Origin of the sequence: Solibacillus sp. R5-41 (genome assembly GCF_002736105.1) — a bacterium.
GTDB lineage: Bacteria > Bacillota > Bacilli > Bacillales_A > Planococcaceae > Solibacillus.
In genome coordinates, this window is record NZ_CP024123.1 from 2,542,443 (window position 1) to 2,561,720 (window position 19,278).

Genomic DNA, 19,278 nt, shown 5'->3' on the forward strand with positions numbered 1-19,278 from the left:
GGCTCCGCTTTTTTTAATAATTCGTTTTTACTGGGTCTATTTTGTTTTGCTCTTTTTGGGGTTTTGAGCTTTTAAAATTTCCACAGGAGTATCAATCTTATTGACGTGAAAGGGTAGCCCACAACGTCGGCTACCCTTTAATGTTCAACTATCGTTCTTCTCTTCTTTAGTTCAATGACCTTCACTATTTTTCTATGAAAACTTATGATTCTAATTATAAGGTTCACCGTAATTTCTGTAACGGCAAGTGAAAAGACCATCCTTGCATTGAAGGATGGTCTTTTCTTTAGGGTAAAGGTAAATATCTTTGCTCTAACTATCTTCCCATAGTTTTAATATTTTAAATGCTTACTCAAATCTGGATAACCACTCGTTGCCCATGCACCATCAACGATTAAACTTGCACCATTAACATACGATGCATCATCACTTACTAATAATAGCGCAGGACCAGCCACTTCCTCTGGATCGGCAGCACGTTTCATTGGAATACGTTCCATGTAGGCTTCTTGAATCGCTTCTTCGTGTGTTAATCCAGCTGTAAGAGGTGTTGATACAAGTCCTGGAAAAATTGCATTTACACGAATGTTGTGACGGGCTAATTCTAGCGCCGCATCACCTTAGCTTTTTAATAAAAAGCCCTAGCTAAAATTGAAAGTCATAACGCTTTTTAAGTCGCAAGTAATACAGCCAAGTTCTTACTGTGAATGAACCAAAAATAAGAATACAGAATAAAAACATAACAGTGTTTAGTATATTCAATGTCGTTGTGCCGTTATTAAACATCCCACCAATGAATAACCCTAAATTTAAAATATACATGATGGTCAAAGGTAGAAACAAAATTGTATATGCGATTGCTACCCTTCTAGCCTGTTTTAAGTGATATGATTGGTCACTATAGATTTGGGGTCTTTCCTCGGCTTCTGAATATTCTTGGCTCCATATCGTCCACTTTTGTAAAGAGGAGTAGGAAATAAAAACACTATTCCATCCAGCATCTCTGTGCATGTCGTAATAGCTTTCATCAGAGATGTTTTGATAATCAGCACAGTAGCTTACCTTACGAGGGGTACCAATGATAAAATAGAAAGTTGTTCCTGTTCTACTTACTCGGTAAAGGTTATACCCAAGTTCCTCCATTGTTTCGAGCCATTTTTCAAGTCTATCAGGAGAATACATCCACCCAAGCTTTCTTTTGACAACCATTTGGCCAGTACGTTTCAACTGCTTTTCTTTTTCTTTACTTAGTCTTCCTTCAGTATGCTTTACGCCTTGAAGTTTGTTTGATTTGTCACTAATCAAATATTTGTTTGTTTTCTTAATTTTAAGAACTGAATAGATAGCAAGAACAAATATTGCTACAGCTAATCCTAATAAAGAATAGGTTAAAATCCACATAGGACTTTCGACAACTTCAACAGGTTCATTTTGAAACAAAGTAAAGCTTATTATAGTGAGATTAAATATAGCAATACATGTAAAATAAATTAAAATAGCACTAAAAATGTACATAATTATCTTATTACGTTTAATAATACCTTCACGAACGGATGTGGTTTTTATTTGTAGAAGAGGCTTTTCATTCGATATTACATACCAGTTCCCACTCTGTATAACCTTTTCCCAACCTTCATCTACTAAAGAATTAGACAATGAAGCACCTTGCATTTTATCGTAACCTATTCTATATGTTATATTTTCCGACTGACTTTCACGAAAGAAAAAGTAACGTGTCCATCGATTCAATCCCACTAATAAGTAACCATTTTTTGCCATGTCAGAAAGCCATACTTCAGTTTTTTTTACGTCATAGCTCCAGAATGGTCTAAATACTTTCATCATAAGAAATCCTCCTCGTATTTAATTGCATTTTGATGCAGCTCTTCAAGGCGATTAATCTCGGCAACCATTAATTTTTTTCCAATTTCAGTAACCTCATAAACTGTTTTTCTTTCTTCATCTGCAAATACAGTTATAACCCCATCTTTTTGCATTTTTGTCAGAGTGCCATAAACGGTACCAGATCCTAATCGAACTCGTAATCCTGAAATTTCTTCTACATGTTTGACAATTCCATATCCGTGGCGCGGTTTTGTTAAGGATAGAAGGATATAAAACGCGGTTTCTGTCATAGGAACGTATTTTTTTAAGACTTTATTAATGTCCAAAATGACCACCTCAGTTGGTTTTACTTTTATATATTTTTCAAATTAAAGTAGCACATAAATATTTCGCAAGTAGATATGTCTTGTTACGACTATATCACGATGCGACATATATAACAATAGAAAACAACCCACATATTGGATGTTTATTAAAAATAAGGTAATATTTATATCAGTGATTATTTGGGAAAATTAAGCGAATGTTTAGATGGTTTGTGATAAAAATGAATCTCTTTATTTTGAATAACGAATGCCATTATTTTTATGCGTTCACAAGGTTATGAAAAACTATATTCCCAAACAACGCTTTGGTAACTTTTATAATTCAAATAACAAGCATAATCACACAAGTGAGATTAATAGTTTATAATTAATTAAATGGTAAATAAAGGAGTGATATTGTTTTGGATAACTCAAAGATAAAAGAATTATTAGACTGGATTAAGTCTACTGCGGTAGCATGTGTTTTTGTTATTGCTACGATAACGTTTTATTTTTTCACCAATTTTAGTAGATGGTGCTTCAATGATGCCCACATATGAAGATGGAGACATAGTTATAGTAAATAAAATTGGTAAGAAAATTTCTGGTATCGAAAGATTTGATGTTATCGTATTCGAAACCCCTATTGGTGAGATTTATATTAAACGTGTCATAGGATTACCAGGAGACCATATTGCTTATGAGAATGACACGCTTTATATAAACGACGAAGCTTTAGAAGAATCATATTTAGACTTGTATAAAGAACAATTGCTAGACAATGGTACACTAACACAAGATTTCACTTTACAGTCTTTAACAGATTATTCAACAATACCAGAAGGCTATTTTTTTGTTTTAGGTGATAATCGTAGAAATAGTGTTGATAGTAGATATCCTAGCGTGGGATTAGTACCAATGGAAAAGGTAATAGGAAAAGTCAATATTAGATTTTATCCACTTGATAGTATCGGTATTGTTAAATAACCGTATTTTTCGGAGCCGATAAGTTAGATGGTTAGTGTTACAAGGATTTATAAAGCATACAAACTAAACCTTATAAACGTTCCCAAATGAAAGTTAGGGAACCAACAACCTCTTTCAATTGAATGAGGTTGTTTTGGCTGCTTATGAACTGCGAAGGATATATCTTTGCAAATATTGAATAAAGTATCATTAAGAGATATTCGATATGGGGTGATTTCTTTGGAAGAATTGAAAAAAATTGTACTTATATTGATTGAAATCATTGTAACTTTATTAATTGGTTTACTTTTCACGCTTTATATTTTAAGACCTATTTATGAGAACTATGGAATCTCATTCACTGGAAACGTATGGGTAAATTGGTTTGGAGTTGCTTATATTTTATTTGTATTATACACATTGATTTTTGGTTTGTTTATTTTTAAGGGAAATAATCTCTTTAAACAGCGACTTACATCGGTAATCTTTTGGCTTCTTTTTATTGGTTCAAATTATGTAGTCTTTATCCCTTTTATAAAAGGGGGAAATCCATTCTAAGCAAAAAAATAAGACGGAGCTTATAGTGCAGCAATGATTTATAAAACATACAAAAATAAACCGAATAACGTTCCCAAACGCAAGTTTGGGAGCGCCAAAAAGAGAGACAAACGTTGATGTAACAGCGTTTGTCTCTTTTTTAGAGTAAATTTTTTATACAACTTTTTATACAGGTAGCATAAACAGTTGAAGTAGCTGCATTTATAATTGCAGGGCTTGTTCATTTATTTGCATAAAAACTCGTATAACATATTTCTTATCGTCGAAAATGTTATTAAACAATATGGCCCGATTGTTGAACACAAGTTAAAGAACGCTATTGAACTAACCTGCCCCGTTAGTTTAAGTACATTTCTTCACAAGATAAACATCTACTTTAACATAATTATCCAACTAAAAACTCATCTCAAAGAAAAACAGCTAATGAGAGAATTTTGTCAATATTAATTATAAATTAACAATCTTTTTTATAAACAATCAATCTTTATTTCAAAGTACCATTAAGCCGAATCTATCACTTTTAAGAAAGCAGACCATTTCAATGCAAGCCTTAAACGACATGAAGAGCGGAATCATCAACATTTACAAAAAGTAGATAATTCCGCTCCTTCATCGATTTCAATTTTAATGTTCAACTACTTTCGCATCAAAAATTTATGCTGTTCCGGAGACCATTCAAATGAGTTTATATCTGAAACGTATTTTTCCAATAAACGATGTCCCTCGTCAATACTACATCCCTTAGGTAGTTCAATTCCACCAAAGGCTACATTTGAAATTGTCGCATCAAACTCATAATCATAATCAATTTCTCCAGAATAGTTTAATGCAATCTGACCAGTCCAATGCACGGTAAAGGCTGAAATACTTTGATCCTTTTCAAAGCGAATATGATGACCAGCGACAGCGTCATGACCCAATAAATAAATTCCGAAAGCGCTGTCGTCAAAACTCTCATTTGACTCCACTGGTAACATTTCTACTTGAAATGTCGTTGTTTTGTTATTATAAAAATCTAGTTTATTCATTTCTGTTCCAGCCAAAAATCCTTTATTCCCCCAATATGTGGAGGATATTATCGCTTGATGGTAGTTATTCCATACCCCTTTGTGAAGCCAACTGTGTGTATCTTCAGGTATGTCGTCCTCCTCAATATCCTCTGAGTCCTCTTCGTAATAGTCTGCTGATTTCAAATGCAAGTCGAACCAAATCCCACTATCAGGATTCAACCTAGCGAGCCATTCAAACTCCTTAATGCCATGTCCACTAGGCCACGGGTTGTCTTTAAAATAAATCCGATTCATAAGTACTTCTCCTTTTCTCCTAATCTAAATTTTATTTACTATATTCCCCGAAATATTTCTCCAAACGTTCTTCATTAATTGCATACTCTCCACGCCATGAGATAATTTTGAAAGAAAACAATATAAAAACTAAAAGGGGTTGTATTCATGAAAAAATGCGTTTATCTCCATCCATAAACCAGCGATTCGATAGCGGCTTTGTATGTTCTATTCACAACAGGATAACATAACGCCACTTCACGGAAGTAGTCAACTCCATTAAGCAATAAAGATTTATTATTTTTTCAAATCTTTACTCTCTGGAATTTTGAAATAAAAATCATATAAATCCCTTACCGTTTGTTGGATAAATTCATCTCCGCCACTTCCATTTATAGCGGTATCCAGTCTTGCATACGTAATTAGTAAAAGAGTTTTAGCTTCTGATTCACTTAATTGTTGAATCCTTTCCTTCACTTTCTCAATCTCTAACAACAAAAGAACCTCCCAATAATCAATTATAATCTTGTACTAAACTGCTGCGTTAGTTCAATAACTAAATATCAGAACGTAGATTAATTTTTACAATCATTTCAATAATGGGGGATGAAAATGTTTCTGGAATCATCGGAGACGGCAATTCTCCTATACGATTTGTCAAACCAAAGGATGCTTCCTCAACATCAATCCAGTCTAATTCTGGGACATCTTGAATCTCTCCGATAAAATGATAATCTGCTATATAATAATATGTACCATTATCATTTTCACAAGCTCTCCATACTTCTGCTTCTTTTCTTGGATCTATGCCAAACTGTTCAAAAAACAGTTGAATTGCTGGAGATGTGTGAACGATTACCTTTGTATAATAAGCGCATTCAGGGCATCCACAATGCTCTTTATCAGAAATTAGTGGTAGTTTTTCATACAACGCTTTTGTTTTCTGAACGTCTACTTTAACAATCTGTCCATTTATGTTGAATTGTTCCACTATTCTCACTTTCCCTTCTTGAGCTATATCTTCTATATGGTGAACTGTAATAGTAAGTTTCCTTATTCAACTAACCTGCCTCGTTAGTTGAATAAGAAAAAAGAGCCGCCAACTCAACGATTTTCAAGTAAAGCCCCAGTTTGTGAAGTATCTATTGTTTAATTTCAGCTAACTAAATTTTGTGTTCGAATCAAGTTGTATACTTTATTAATCCCAATAATTAAACACTAAATCTCCTACCGTTCGTGACCAAAAATAATTCATAAAACCAATTTCAACATCATTAAGTTCATTTTCATTCAAAAGGATATTATCGCTATGACGAAGATCAACATCATTAAGTACATCTTCATTTAATAGGATATTACCACTACCTTTAGCTTGACGTACTAAGGGCTCTTCTAACTGGTATACTGTTAATACCTCATAACGATTTTCAAACAAGGCTTTCAATAAAGAATGGTCAATAAAATCTAAGCCCCCAACATAACAATTACGTGTAAAAGCTATATAATCATACATATGGTTATGAAAAATATATAACTCTTGTCCATCGATTTTCACATGAGCATGGGCATAGTTACAATCAATATCTGGCTCATACCATGCCAAAATACTGCCATTTAACTGCTGAACATACAAATAACAGCATTTTTTAAATTCGGCTTTATATGCTTCCCAATCGCGTTCAAGTGATAAATCTCCTGCCGTAAAACCTGTTACTCCTCTTTTTAAAATCATGTACATAGTATCCTCTCAAAGCTTTTTAGATAATTTTGAAATGCTTGTTGCAGTAAAGCCCCCGAGAGTTTAAGTGTATTCATTCACAAATTAAGTTAATTTTGCATAATCACATTTTTATACTGTTAAATTTTTTAATTATAGTAACTAAAATCGCAAAGTCATCACGAATAATAAAAAATGCAAATGCACCTCCTAGTCCACCAAATACACCTGCTAGTAGTAATATTATAAAAGCAGCAAAATATAGATTAATTTGTCATCTTCAAAAGCTACCTTTATTAAACTAAACTGCCCCGTTTGTTTAGGTTTATTTTGGATACTTTATATCCCCTTAATGAACTAAAGCACTTGTTAAGTGGAGTAAGATTACTTCAACGGAAATTCATATCCTATATAGTTAAATGCAATTTTGAATCCTAAATTTTCAGCAACTGCAATAGACGGCTTGTTTGATTCCATACAATCCCAATATGGAACCAAATTATTATTTATACAATCTTCTACAAAAGATTGCGCTATTTTTTGAGCTAACTTTTTTCCTTGATGTTCTTCTAAAGTTTCAATATTTATACAATGTACATTTCCAACGACAAAGCATGAAAAACAAACACTCACAATTTCATCTTTGTAAAGCATACAGTATCCTAGACCTTTATTAAAAAATGTTTCAGAAGAAGACCAAAACTCTAAAATTTTGGCGTGTAAAAAACCAATGTTTTTTATTGTATTCTCTTTATTTTCAAAGAGTTGTTTGGAGATTGTCACAACTTTATATCCTTTCTCAATAATAAGTACCTTGCTATATGTATAATCATCCTTTTGTAGCGTATATACCCTTTGATTCCAGCTGCCTAATTTACGACTATACAATAATTTTTCAATTGTTGTATTCCAGCTTGGATGATTACCGACACCTTCAAACCAATGTAATCCAACTTTTAGTGCTTCTGGTGTAATGATTTGATCAATAAAGGCGTTTATTTCGTTATTGAATGCTTCATTGTTTTCATCTCCAATAAAGATAAAGCCATCATTATTACCTAACCAAATTAGTCCAGAAATAGGCGAATTAATATCATCTACAAAAACTCTACCTGGGTTTACTCCTTCAATTATTGCGTTTGCTTCTAATTGCCCGTGCTCATATAACAAGTCTTTGCATTTATAAAATTCCAACTTTTTCAATTCTGTAATCATTCAATACTCTCCTCACCTAAAATTAATTCTATTATTTTCTTGTTTTATTACATTTCGACTATACAATACCAATCCCTTTAAAAAAGGTACCCTAAGCGTCGTTTAGGAAAATTTTCTAAATGCTTGTTACACTAAAGCCCCCGTTAGTTGAAGATGAATTACTTTAGGACTAAAGCATAATCAAGTATTTCTTGATAAAGTTCATTCCAATCATGATAGTATTCTATTACTTCACCTGGATTTATAAAAATTCTTTCAGCAGACTCAAACTGTGCTTGAAAATCATGTAATCGGTCAATGTCCATACGGTAGAAAACTTGATATCCTACCTTTGGATAATTGCTACTTGCATCCCATTTTGGATTTTCAGTATGGTCAACTACAATATGACCTAAAAGAATGATACTTCCCGTTACATACCCCTCTTCATACGCTTCACGCTTTAAACAAACTTCAGGGGTTTCTTCATATTCAATATGACCACCTGGAAAATCCCACCCTCTATGATTTAGATTAACCAAAAGTAGCTTTTCTTCTTTTAAACAGAAGCCGTGAACGCTTGTAATTAACTTTCTTGGAGGCAGTTGTGAATTACGCTTCCAGGTTAACTTTACTTTTGAATCTCCCCAATTCACATATTTGGTTGTCAATTCTTCCCTCACCGCACTTTCTCCTGTTCCTCCAGAGCTCCAATCATAAATATGAAGAAGTAAAGCACCACTTGAAAAACCAATCACTGGAGCAAGTACCATCATAATGATGCTTCAATTATCCTGCTTCTTTAGTTTATTAAGAAAAAAGGCTTTACTCCTTCTTGAAGTAAAGCCCCCGTTAGCTTAATAAGCCTTTTATGAATTAGATAGACTTTCACTTTCCAATTCAACTTCCTGATTGCAATACTCATCATAAAGTAATTTCATTGTATCAATAATTATTTCATCTGCTAATTTCTCTTTAAATCGATTTGGTAACTCTTTTGCACCCAAAACAAATAATAACGGATTTTTAGAAAACTCACCTATTATCCCGATATCAACTACTACATTATCTAATCCACCAGTCATATGATTTAAGAAATGGCTTGGTATACCTTCTATATCACCTCGTTGCCTAACTAAACCATTAATAACTGGAATCCATAAATCAGGATTAGTTTTGTATCCTTGATGTATTAATCGTAAAAGTTCTAACATCTCACTCAATTCACCATTGTTATCCAAGTCTCTTGGATTTTGAGTAATATTTATGCTTTTAAAATATGATTTTATTTTACCGTTAATCAATTCCCATCCACCACAAAATTGAACAATTCTCTCTTCGACAAAACTATCGTGACAGGCTATCATAACTTCCACCGCATCCTGGAGTGTCAGGTTTTCTCTACTTTGAAAGTGAGGATACACTTCGTTGCTATCCTCTTTTGGATTAAAAATTACATCTTCAACAATGTCTGTCCATTTATAGTGTCTTTCTTCAATCAATTTTACGATACAAAAGGCAATCGCCACTTTTGCCGCTGAAGCAAGAGGTACTAATAGCCCCTTATTTAACGATAAAACTATATCCTGTTTTACCGGAGAATAAATAATAATCCCCACTTCACCTGACTCTATTTCCTGTAATTTTTCAAGAATTTTCTCCATATCCAAACCCCTCTTCACAGTATTTTCTATTCACTTGTTCTCTTTGTAAACTTGTCCTTGTTCAACTAACCTGCTGCGTTAATTTAATAAAGAAAAAAGAGCTGCATATACAACTCAATGTTTTTCAAGTAAAGCCCCCGTTAGTTGAACAAGAATGAAGCATTGTAAGTTCCAAATTTGTAACAGGAATAATATTTTATATCTCCTTTGATGCTTCGGATTTCTCCAGCCAATAATTAGCTTTCGTAGTATCTTTAGCTATTCCAATACCCATCTCATATTTCTTACCTACGTTAAACATCCCAGTTAAATCTCCACTATTAGCAGCCTTTAAATTCAATTCAAATGCTTTTGTTAAATCTTTTTCTACACCTATTCCATTTCCATAAAGATAACCTAAGTTGACCATAGCTGTTGTATTTCCATTATTAACACTTTCTAAATACCATTTTAAACTTTCTTCATAATTAATATTTTCATTTATACCTTCTTGATAATAGTAGGCTAACATTCCTTGTACTTCTGCGTCTTCTTTTTGTGCCAAATCGTGTAACTCTTCAATTGAAAGCTGGCTATAATCCTTTTCCAAATCTAATAGTAGATACAAACCAACTACAGAAATTAAAGTTACAAAAATAAAGATGAAATTTCTTTTTTTCATAATAATCTACTCCATTTTATCAATTTCACTCCAACTTATTGTAAGGTAAATTGTTTATATTTACAATTAAAGTAAAATTATCCATACCATAGTGATCTTTTTAGTTAATTTAAGAAGAGAGATGAACAGTATTTTCTTGATGTACCATAATAAATCCTTATTCAACTAACCTCCCTCTATAAACATTGAGATATCAACGGTTTCCATCACTTCGTGATTTAAGAAAAATATTTTTCTCCCCTCTGATAAACAGAGTCTTGAATTTATAGATTATATTACCAAGTAAAGCGTACGCTTCGCTAAAACTAATGGAAATCATTAGCTTTTTTATCCATTATTTTGATGCACAATGGATCTCTGCGATGCTTATGACGACGTACCCTCCCATGTCTCTTAGCGTCAACGCGCTTACATTCCTTCGTTCGGTCTATTCATAAGGCAGAGGCCTGCTAAGCTGCCCCGGGGACTCATAGTCTAAGTTTAGTGATATTGCCGGCTTCTCCGTATCATCCTTTTTGCTATAGCTCTTTGATCGAAATGCTTACGCTGCCTCTCCGAGAGAGTAGAGATCTTTCATCATAAGTTGCTCGTTAAAATACACTTTCTTTTTACAAATACCATGTAATATTTTCAGTAATTTACCACAGAGAACTACCATCGATTGCTTACCCCGTAAGGGATTCTGATTCCTTGTTGTGTAGTATTCGTGAAGTTGTTTGAATGCTAGGTTATGCCGAATCAAAGGAACAATCACTTTGAAAAGGATATGTCTAAGTCTCTTACGTCCACGTTTTGATATATGTTTTTGACCCTTATGTTGCCCAGAAGAGTTTTCACGTAATGTTAGTCCCGCTAGTTTAATGAGTTGGCGTGGATTTTCGTAAAGTGAAAAACTCCCTACTTCGGAAAGTAGATCAACAATTGTCGCATCTCCTAAACCTGGTACTGACGCGAGTAGGTCATATTCCATCGTTGTCTTTGCCAATTCAGTTAATTGGTCATTCACTGCTTCGATTTCAGTTTCTAATAAGCGAAACTGACGTAGGAGTGTGGCGATTTCATGTTTGGCCATCTTTTGTCCTTCTGTCAGTCCTATAGAGTTTGAAGCCTTTTCAATGAGTAGCTTAGCTTTTGGTAGTTGTGGAGCTCTCATACCCCCTACCTGACGGTAGAAAAATACAAGTTCTTCCGCGGTTTTCCCTTGAATGTCCTGTGGCATTGGTGTTCTTTCTAATGCAGTAAGTGCCATTTTTCCGAAAGTAGGAAAGACTTGAGTGAATTCAGGAAAATATCGATCGAGCCAACGAATGATTCGATTTTTAATACTTGCTAGATCTTCCGTTAACTTTAATCTAAGAGTAGAACCAATCCGTAGTTCAGCTTCTACTTCTTTTAATATTCGTGGATAGCTAAAGCGTCCATCTTTCAATAACCGTGCGATGACTAATGCATCTTTTTTATCATTCTTAGTCGGCAAATTATCATCAAGTTCTTTCGAACGTTTGACGTGCATTGGATTCACCATGACAAGTGGGATTCCGTATTGATCTAAGAAATAGGCTAAGTTCATCCAGTAGTGGCCTGTAGGCTCAATCCCTATTATCACTTCAGTTTTCTTAGCTTCCTTCATCATTTGACGGATCTTTTCATACAAATTTTCGAAGCCTTCTTTCGATTGATGTACCGCAAAAGCTTTTTCTATTACTCGCCCGCGTTCATCGACAAAACATGCGTAATGAATACGCTTAGCAATATCCATGCCGACAACCAGTGTATTTTCAGTAACTTGATTAATTTTGTTATTCCATTTAGAATGCATAAAGGAGTCCTCCTTGTTTGATGATGGGTCAATGGTCGTTGACACTCATGCATCATACTAGAGGGCTGCTTTTCTTTCAAGACCTCGAACATCCTTCAAACAGGAATGCTGCCCCGTTAGTTGAATAAGCACCTTTTCTTCTACTGCACATTTTGATCGCACTGTGGCTTACTGTTTTTTCTTCTGAAATAACTGAAAATTCTGTATAATAATTATTAGGTGTAAATTTCATTGTGAAAAAAGGAGAAGATTTATGAATATTTTGAGTGGAACAATAGCTTTCTCAACATCTTTTATTTTGTTCATCTATTTATATGGTCTAAAAGCTGATTACTCGGTTAAATACAGTTCAGGCTTTTTCTTTTTTCCAATCTTCAACAAACGGTCCATTTTGATGTTTATCTTTTTGTAGGTGGCAATAATTAAGAGGGATTTCAAGGACTCTTATTTATTAAGATGCAAGTGCATAAAACTGAAATCCAGAAAATAAAATATGGGAGTGAATCAGATGAATAAAATTATTGGTGTTGATGCCGGCAGTACAAAAATGTTAATGACGGCAGAATATGAGGGTGAATATATTGATAAGACAGTGCCTACAGGTTCCGATGTAACGCCAGAGTATCTAAAAAGCGAAATTTTTAAATTTATAGATCGTTTACCGTTCGTACCCGAAGGAATGGGTATGGGCGTTGTAGGACTTGTTGGAGATGAAACATTAAAAATGAGTCATCTTCAGAATTTGTGTGGTATGAAAACGGAGTACTTCAGTACTGAAACCTTTAAAGCACATTTTATAAATGATGTAAAAGCCGCTATGGTTTGTGAGGAACAATTTTATAGTCAAAATACAGCTTTTGCATTAATAATGGCAGGCACAGGTTTTGCAATGTCAGTTCGAACACAGGGAGTAAATGTGTTAGGTCAAGATGGTTGGGCCGGAGAAATTGGATCTAGTCCTTATCCTATAAATGGCGAAATTAAAACATTAGATGGTATATCAGGTGGAAAGGCAATACTTAATAAAGCAGGCTGCAGTATTGATGAGTTGATAAAAGCTCTAAACAATAACGAGAAATTTGCTACGGATATTATTAAGCAAGGGGGGTATTACTTCGGCTTGGCATTAAGCAATGTCATACATACATTTAATCCGGAATTCATTGTTGTTGGGGGAGGATGTACTAAATTTAAAGGATATATGGATCAAGCGATCTTAACGGCTAAACAATATACATTAGAAGACATGTTTAATAATTGTAAGATCATTGAACCTTCTGATGCCAAAAGAATTGTTGCTCTAGGAGCTGCTAAATTTGCTGAAATAAAACTAAATCCAGAATATTAAGGGATTGTGTATCCTTAGGTCTCACTTCTAAAATGACACAATTGTCCGCGTGCCAACTCGTTAGGTAATCGTGCACCATAAAATAAATGCCTCTTTTTATTTGCTTCCTTCTATGTAATTATAGGCGTTTGTGTTTTCCTAATAGGGGTATTTAAGACTGCTCCAAAAACCATTTTAGTTATGAATGCTTTTTCCATTATTTAGGTTCTTCAAGAAAGTAGTAAAATTTAAAAACCCGAAAACCCCTAATAATGGAGTGACAAGCAAAAGCATAAATAACATAAATTAGTCCTCTCCTTCCCATTAACAAAGTCTTATTGAACTAACCTGCCCCGTTAGTTTAATAAGAAAAAAGAGCTGCTTAAGCAAGGCACTGACTACCCTTTTTGAGACAAGAATAAAACACCCTTTTATGCAGCCAATTGACGGTATTGAACCGGCGATTGGCTGTTTAGTTTCGTTTGAATACGGATATTATTATAATAAGTAATGTATTCTTCGACAATCTGTATCACACGTGCATTCGTTGTGCGATAGATATCGTCGAGATAAAACGTTTCAGACTTTAGCGTGGAATGAAACGATTCGATTGGGGAATTATCAGCTGGCGTGCCTTTGCGGGACATGCTCATGGTAATTCCTTTTTCTTTGGCTGCTTTTTGATAAGCATAGGATGTATAAACGGAACCTTGGTCACTATGCAGAATGCATCCTTCTGGTAGCTTAGGCAATTGATAGAGCGTATCCAACACAAAATCAGTGTCTTGTTTGATACCAGTAGTTTGTGCCACAATTTCGCCATTGTAGACATCGAGAATACTAGAAAGATACATCATCGATTGACCAAAAGGCAAGTACGTAATATCCGTGACTAGCTTCTCCATGGGCTTAGATGCTGTAAAATCGCGTGCTAATAAATTCGGTGCAACGTATGCCGGCTGTCCGGTACGCTTTCGTTTCTTCACCTTTACTTTACATTGCCAACCATATTTTTGCATAACACGCTGCACAGTCTTCCTACAAACTCCTGGGTACAGATTAGCAATCTTTCGATAACCATATCGAAATTTATTCTGTTTGCACAAGTCGCCAATCTGCTGATCTCGAATCTCCTTTTGAGTGGATTGATCCACATCCTTTCTCCAACGATAGTATGACGAGCGACCTACGCCTAAATGACGACAGATTTCACCAATTGGCATAACATCTTTTAATTCTTCAACTAATTGAAGTACTACTTTTGGCGCCACTTCCCTTCCAATTCCGCGTACTTTTTTAAAACTTCAATCTGTTGTTTCAACTCCAAATTCTCTGCCTGTAGCTTGGCTGTCTCGCTTTCAAATTCCGGTCCTTTGCCGAAAGCATATTGTTTACCAACTGGTTGTTTAAGACGGTGCATTTCACCATTTCGATACCAATGCATCCATCGCTTCAACTGCGTATAGTTTCGAATGTCCAATTCTTCCATTACTTCTTTTACCGGTACGTTAGCCAATCGCATTTCAATTGCCTTCATTTTCACTTCTACTGGATAACTGACTCTTGTTCCCATAAAAAAACACCTCCACATTGATTATTTCAGGTTTAAGTCCCCGTTATTCAATGAAAGGTGTTTTTATTTGTCTCATGTTATTAGGTCAGTGCCCAACTCAATGATCTTCAAGTAAAGCCCCTGTTAGTTTAAGAAGAAGTTGTTTTGAAATTAAAGGACAGTACTCATAAAGAGTTTAGGTGCATTTCTATGGACTTTGCCTTATCATAGATCAATTTTTTTAACATTACAGGACTAATAGAATTAATTGATTGTCCAAATTTTAAAAAATAGTTAGCTATAAAATCCTCCTCAGCTTTATTAAAATAGCCAGTTATTATGAAATTTTCATTGTCACTTTGAATTTTCATAGAAGGGTAATTTTCCTTATCAAAGATATCTTTCCCCTGTTTATTAACGATGACAGTAAAATCAATGGCATTAGGTTCTTTATGAAAATTATCAAGATAATCTAATAGTTCTTCCAATTTTTTAGATTTGAAATCATTAGTTTCTGTTATTAAGAGGATTTTATCACATCGAAGAATTTGTATCTTTTCTGTTTTAATATTGAAAATTTTAGCATACCATTGCCCAAATTTAGAGTGTATTCGAATAAACTGTGCGACCATTTGTTTGTTTGTCTCTTTTTTTGAATAGGTTAAACAATAAACCTTTTCTGTAAAAATCCCTTGTAAAATTTCTTTTAAGTACGGACTAAAATTACTATGATTTGTGACCTCTAATGAGAGTACTTGATTCATAATTGAAATATTATTACGCACATTTTCAGGTAATACATTTCTAAATTTATTTTCTAGTGCGATGTTTTCTATTTCAAATGGCTTTGTTTTGTATCCATTTAAAGTGAGTAGAGAGAAATATAATCCATACATTTCATCGACAGTAAAAAAAACCGGTGACAATATACTACTATCTAATATCTCATACCTTCCATTTCGACCTAATTCCGAATATATCGGCATACCTATTTGTTCTAATGATTGAATATCTCGAAGTGCTGTACTTTTTGAAATGTTATACCTCTCCATTAAATCTTTTAAATTAAATGTTCTCTTATTATTCAAAAAAATAAGTAAATCATTTATGCGTTCGGTTTTCTTCATAAATTTTCTCCATAAAAGGTGTCATATATTGATACCTTTTTATCTTATACTAAGACTATCAATTAAAAAAGGCGCTAGAAATCTACTAACGGGGCAGCATTCCTGTTTGAAAGATGTTCGAGGTCTTGAAAGAAAAGGAGCCCTCTAGTATGATGCATGAGTGTCAACGACCATTGACCCATCATCAAACAAGGAGGACTCCTTTATGCATTCTAAATGGAATAACAAAATTAATCAAGTTACTGAAAATACACTGGTTGTCGGCATGGATATTGCTAAGCGTATTCATTACGCATGTTTTGTCGATGAACGCGGGCGAGTAATAGAAAAAGCTTTTGCGGTACATCAATCGAAAGAAGGCTTCGAAAATTTGTATGAAAAGATTCGTCAAATGATGAAGGAAGCTAAGAAAACTGAAGTAATAATAGGGATTGAGCCTACAGGCCACTACTGGATGAACTTAGCCTATTTCTTAGATCAATACGGAATCCCACTTGTCATGGTGAATCCAATGCACGTCAAACGTTCGAAAGAACTTGATGATAATTTGCCGACTAAGAATGATAAAAAAGATGCATTAGTCATCGCACGGTTATTGAAAGATGGACGCTTTAGCTATCCACGAATATTAAAAGAAGTAGAAGCTGAACTACGGATTGGTTCTACTCTTAGATTAAAGTTAACGGAAGATCTAGCAAGTATTAAAAATCGAATCATTCGTTGGCTCGATCGATATTTTCCTGAATTCACTCAAGTCTTTCCTACTTTCGGAAAAATGGCACTTACTGCATTAGAAAGAACACCAATGCCACAGGACATTCAAGGGAAAACCGCGGAAGAACTTGTATTTTTCTACCGTCAGGTAGGGGGTATGAGAGCTCCACAACTACCAAAAGCTAAGCTACTCATTGAAAAGGCTTCAAACTCTATAGGACTGACAGAAGGACAAAAGATGGCCAAACATGAAATCGCCACACTCCTACGTCAGTTTCGCTTATTAGAAACTGAAATCGAAGCAGTGAATGACCAATTAACTGAATTGGCAAAGACAACGATGGAATATGACCTACTCGCGTCAGTACCAGGTTTAGGAGATGCGACAATTGTTGATCTACTTTCCGAAGTAGGGAGTTTTTCACTTTACGAAAATCCACGCCAACTCATTAAACTAGCGGGACTAACATTACGTGAAAACTCTTCTGGTCAACATAAGGGTCAAAAACATATATCAAAACGTGGACGTAAGAGACTTAGACATATCCTTTTCAAAGTGATTGTTCCTTTGATTCGGCATAACCTAGCATTCAAACAACTTCACGAATACTACACCACAAGGAATCAGAATCCCTTACGGGGTAAGCAATCGATGGTAGTTCTCTGTGGTAAATTACTGAAAATATTACATGGTATTTGTAAAAAGAAAGTGTATTTTAACGAGCAACTTATGATGAAAGATCTCTACTCTCTCGGAGAGGCAGCGTAAGCATTTCGATCAAAGAGCTATAACAAAAAGGATGATACGGAGAAGCCGGCAATATCACTAAACTTAGACTATGAGTCCCCGGGGCAGCTTAGCAGGCCTCTGCCTTATGAATAGACCGAACGAAGGAATGTAAGCGCGTTGACGCTAAGAGACATGGGAGGGTACGTCGTCATAAGCATCGCAGAGATCCATTGTGCATCAAAATAATGGATAAAAAAGCTAATGATTTCCATTAGTTTTAGCGAAGCGTACGCTTTAATTGGTAATATAATCTATAAATTCAAGACTCTGTTTATCAGAGGGGAGAAAAATATTTTTCTTAAATCACGAAGTGATGGAAACCGTTGATATCTCAATGTTTATAGAGGGAGGTTAGTTGAACAAGTGAAACGAATTTTAGTTAGGGAAATAATAAATAAGGAAACAAATACTTTGGAGTTGAAAGGGAAGAACCTTTCAATAAGACTTTGTTGACTCTACGAGGAAAGCTTTCCAAACCAAGCTTTGGGTGTGTTTTCTTATTCAACAAACGGGCCAAATTGTGTTAAAGAAATTTTCATTTCTGTATAAAAGCAATAACAAAAAAGGAGAATTAATATGCTTAAAATGTTTTTAGCATCTTCGTTTAAAGATGTAGTTGATCTATTTAGAAAATTTGTTGATGAAGACTTAAAAGGGAAAACTCTAACGTTTATTCCTACTGCGAGTATTCCAGAAGAGGTAGTTCACTATGTTAATACAGCAAAAGAAGAATTCAAAAAGTTGGGCGTGGTCCTTGAAGAACTCGATGTTGCTGTAGCATCGCCAGAAGAGATTAAAGAAAAATTGGAACGAAACGATTTTATCTATGTATCAGGAGGAAATACTTTTTTCTTGTTGCAAGAGTTGAGAAGATCAGGAGCAGATAAGATAATGAAAGAGCAAGTTGATTCAGGAAAATTGTATATTGGAGAATCAGCAGGAGCTATAGTAACTTCCCCTAATATAGAGTATATAAGATTTATGGACGATAAAGAAAAAGCTACTCAATTGAAAACGTTTGAAGGTTTAAACTTAATGGAATTTTATCCAGTTCCTCACTATAGTAACGAGCCATTTAAGGACTCGGCATCGGCTATAATTGCTCATTATGGTTCCACGTTAAACCTTTTACCCATCTCAAATACACAAGTAATTAAAGTTAAAGAAAACGATGTAATTGTTTGTTAATAAACTCAACTAACGGGCGCGTTTGTTGAATAAGCTCCACTTTTCTGATTCAACAAATGGGTGCTTTAGTGCAACAAGGATTTATAACGTATACATAAATAAAGCGAATAATGTTCCCAAATGAGTGATCCCAAGAGTAACGGGTTCCGTTTCCTATCGCAAAACTTTAATTTCCCTTATTTATTAATTTATTTAATGTTCTTATTGAACTAACCTACTTACGTTCGTTCAATAAAAAAAGAGCTGCCCAACTCTATGATCTTCTAGTAAAGCCCCTTTAGTTTAAGTATTATATTTAACTGTATAAGTAGATTTTTCAATTTACTTCTATTCAAACACCAATAAAACACTAAAGAAAAGTAGAAGTCAGAACCCTACTTTTCCTTATAACTAAACAGCTTTCATCTAAGATTAAGATTAACCTAAATGAATACCCGTTGTAACACAACCTGATTGTAAATTATCAGAAAATGTAACTTCACCTTCAAGAACTATTGGGACTCTAATAGTTAAATTTTTATTAACAGGGTCTAATTCCGTTTGTAGTCTACATGTTCCACAATCAATG

The 19,278-nt window shown here is 34.4% G+C and carries 18 protein-coding genes and 1 pseudogene; 5 read left to right on the plus strand and 14 right to left on the minus strand.

Annotated features, from left to right (window positions below; translation table 11 throughout):
* Positions 1-332 precede the first annotated feature (332 nt).
* From CSE16_RS12455 to CSE16_RS12465, 3 genes and pseudogenes are all read right to left on the minus strand, one after another.
* Positions 333-602, minus strand: a pseudogene (locus CSE16_RS12455) (SDR family NAD(P)-dependent oxidoreductase); the annotation flags it as partial.
* Between the two features lie 43 nt (positions 603-645).
* Positions 646-1,845: a DUF2812 domain-containing protein gene (locus tag CSE16_RS12460; protein ID WP_099424205.1), complete on the minus strand. Its 1,200-nt coding sequence runs from the start codon at positions 1,843-1,845 to the stop codon at positions 646-648.
* Positions 1,842-2,171: a PadR family transcriptional regulator gene (locus CSE16_RS12465; protein ID WP_172954388.1), complete on the minus strand. Its 330-nt coding sequence runs from the start codon at positions 2,169-2,171 to the stop codon at positions 1,842-1,844. The genes CSE16_RS12460 and CSE16_RS12465 overlap by 4 nt, the downstream gene beginning before the upstream one ends.
* Before the next feature lie 522 nt (positions 2,172-2,693).
* On the opposite strand from CSE16_RS12465, the gene lepB reads away from it, so the two are divergent.
* Positions 2,694-3,137 carry a signal peptidase I gene (lepB, locus tag CSE16_RS12470; RefSeq protein ID WP_371514480.1) on the plus strand — a complete coding sequence of 148 codons (444 nt, stop codon included), beginning with the start codon at positions 2,694-2,696 and terminating at the stop codon, positions 3,135-3,137.
* A gap of 210 nt (positions 3,138-3,347) precedes the next feature.
* A complete protein-coding gene (locus CSE16_RS12475; protein ID WP_253896270.1) occupies positions 3,348-3,674 on the plus strand; it encodes a hypothetical protein in 327 nt (108 codons plus the stop codon).
* Between the two features lie 635 nt (positions 3,675-4,309).
* On the opposite strand, the gene CSE16_RS12480 is transcribed toward CSE16_RS12475, so the two are convergent.
* The 9 genes from CSE16_RS12480 to CSE16_RS12525 form a co-directional block, all read right to left on the minus strand.
* Positions 4,310-4,978 carry a hypothetical protein gene (locus tag CSE16_RS12480; protein ID WP_099424208.1) on the minus strand — a complete coding sequence of 223 codons (669 nt, stop codon included), beginning with the start codon at positions 4,976-4,978 and terminating at the stop codon, positions 4,310-4,312.
* Positions 4,979-5,254: 276 nt separating this feature from the next.
* On the minus strand, positions 5,255-5,452 hold the full coding sequence (locus CSE16_RS12485; protein WP_099424209.1) for a hypothetical protein: 198 nt from the start codon (positions 5,450-5,452) through the stop codon (positions 5,255-5,257).
* Positions 5,453-5,513: 61 nt separating this feature from the next.
* Positions 5,514-5,948 carry a hypothetical protein gene (locus CSE16_RS12490; RefSeq protein ID WP_099424210.1) on the minus strand — a complete coding sequence of 145 codons (435 nt, stop codon included), beginning with the start codon at positions 5,946-5,948 and terminating at the stop codon, positions 5,514-5,516.
* Positions 5,949-6,155: 207 nt separating this feature from the next.
* Positions 6,156-6,689, minus strand: a complete 534-nt coding sequence (locus CSE16_RS12495) for a hypothetical protein (RefSeq protein ID WP_099424211.1) — start codon at positions 6,687-6,689, stop codon at positions 6,156-6,158.
* A 369-nt stretch (positions 6,690-7,058) separates the two neighbouring features.
* The gene (locus CSE16_RS12500; RefSeq protein ID WP_099424212.1) at positions 7,059-7,889 is read right to left on the minus strand and encodes a GNAT family N-acetyltransferase; all 831 of its coding nucleotides are present in this window, start codon (positions 7,887-7,889) and stop codon (positions 7,059-7,061) included.
* Between the two features lie 158 nt (positions 7,890-8,047).
* Positions 8,048-8,539: an NUDIX hydrolase gene (locus tag CSE16_RS12505; protein WP_099425832.1), complete on the minus strand. Its 492-nt coding sequence runs from the start codon at positions 8,537-8,539 to the stop codon at positions 8,048-8,050.
* Positions 8,540-8,737: 198 nt separating this feature from the next.
* Positions 8,738-9,532: a serine hydrolase gene (locus CSE16_RS12515; RefSeq protein WP_099424213.1), complete on the minus strand. Its 795-nt coding sequence runs from the start codon at positions 9,530-9,532 to the stop codon at positions 8,738-8,740.
* A 196-nt stretch (positions 9,533-9,728) separates the two neighbouring features.
* The gene (locus tag CSE16_RS12520) at positions 9,729-10,193 is read right to left on the minus strand and encodes a tetratricopeptide repeat protein (protein WP_099424214.1); all 465 of its coding nucleotides are present in this window, start codon (positions 10,191-10,193) and stop codon (positions 9,729-9,731) included.
* A gap of 541 nt (positions 10,194-10,734) precedes the next feature.
* The gene (locus CSE16_RS12525; protein WP_099423704.1) at positions 10,735-12,012 is read right to left on the minus strand and encodes an IS110 family RNA-guided transposase; all 1,278 of its coding nucleotides are present in this window, start codon (positions 12,010-12,012) and stop codon (positions 10,735-10,737) included.
* A 508-nt stretch (positions 12,013-12,520) separates the two neighbouring features.
* On the opposite strand from CSE16_RS12525, the gene CSE16_RS12530 reads away from it, so the two are divergent.
* Positions 12,521-13,360 (plus strand): ROK family protein, encoded by an 840-nt coding sequence (locus CSE16_RS12530; RefSeq protein WP_157764814.1) that lies wholly within the window; start codon positions 12,521-12,523, stop codon positions 13,358-13,360.
* A 410-nt stretch (positions 13,361-13,770) separates the two neighbouring features.
* On the opposite strand, the gene CSE16_RS12535 is transcribed toward CSE16_RS12530, so the two are convergent.
* Both CSE16_RS12535 and CSE16_RS12540 read right to left on the minus strand, forming a co-directional pair.
* Positions 13,771-14,912, minus strand: a protein-coding gene (locus tag CSE16_RS12535) for an IS3 family transposase (RefSeq protein ID WP_371514482.1) whose coding sequence is annotated in 2 segments (ribosomal slippage) — positions 13,771-14,639 and positions 14,639-14,912 — 1,143 coding nt in all. Because the reading frame shifts where the segments join, the coding sequence is not laid out codon by codon here.
* 164 nt (positions 14,913-15,076) lie between these two features.
* Complete coding sequence (locus CSE16_RS12540) at positions 15,077-16,018, minus strand: helix-turn-helix transcriptional regulator (RefSeq protein WP_099424216.1); 942 nt, start codon at positions 16,016-16,018, stop codon at positions 15,077-15,079.
* Positions 16,019-16,223: 205 nt separating this feature from the next.
* Between CSE16_RS12540 and CSE16_RS12545 the strand changes: the two genes are divergently transcribed.
* Positions 16,224-17,501: an IS110 family RNA-guided transposase gene (locus CSE16_RS12545; RefSeq protein ID WP_099423704.1), complete on the plus strand. Its 1,278-nt coding sequence runs from the start codon at positions 16,224-16,226 to the stop codon at positions 17,499-17,501.
* Positions 17,502-18,098: 597 nt separating this feature from the next.
* Positions 18,099-18,710, plus strand: a complete 612-nt coding sequence (locus tag CSE16_RS12550; RefSeq protein WP_099424217.1) for a Type 1 glutamine amidotransferase-like domain-containing protein — start codon at positions 18,099-18,101, stop codon at positions 18,708-18,710.
* Positions 18,711-19,278: the final 568 nt, after the last annotated feature.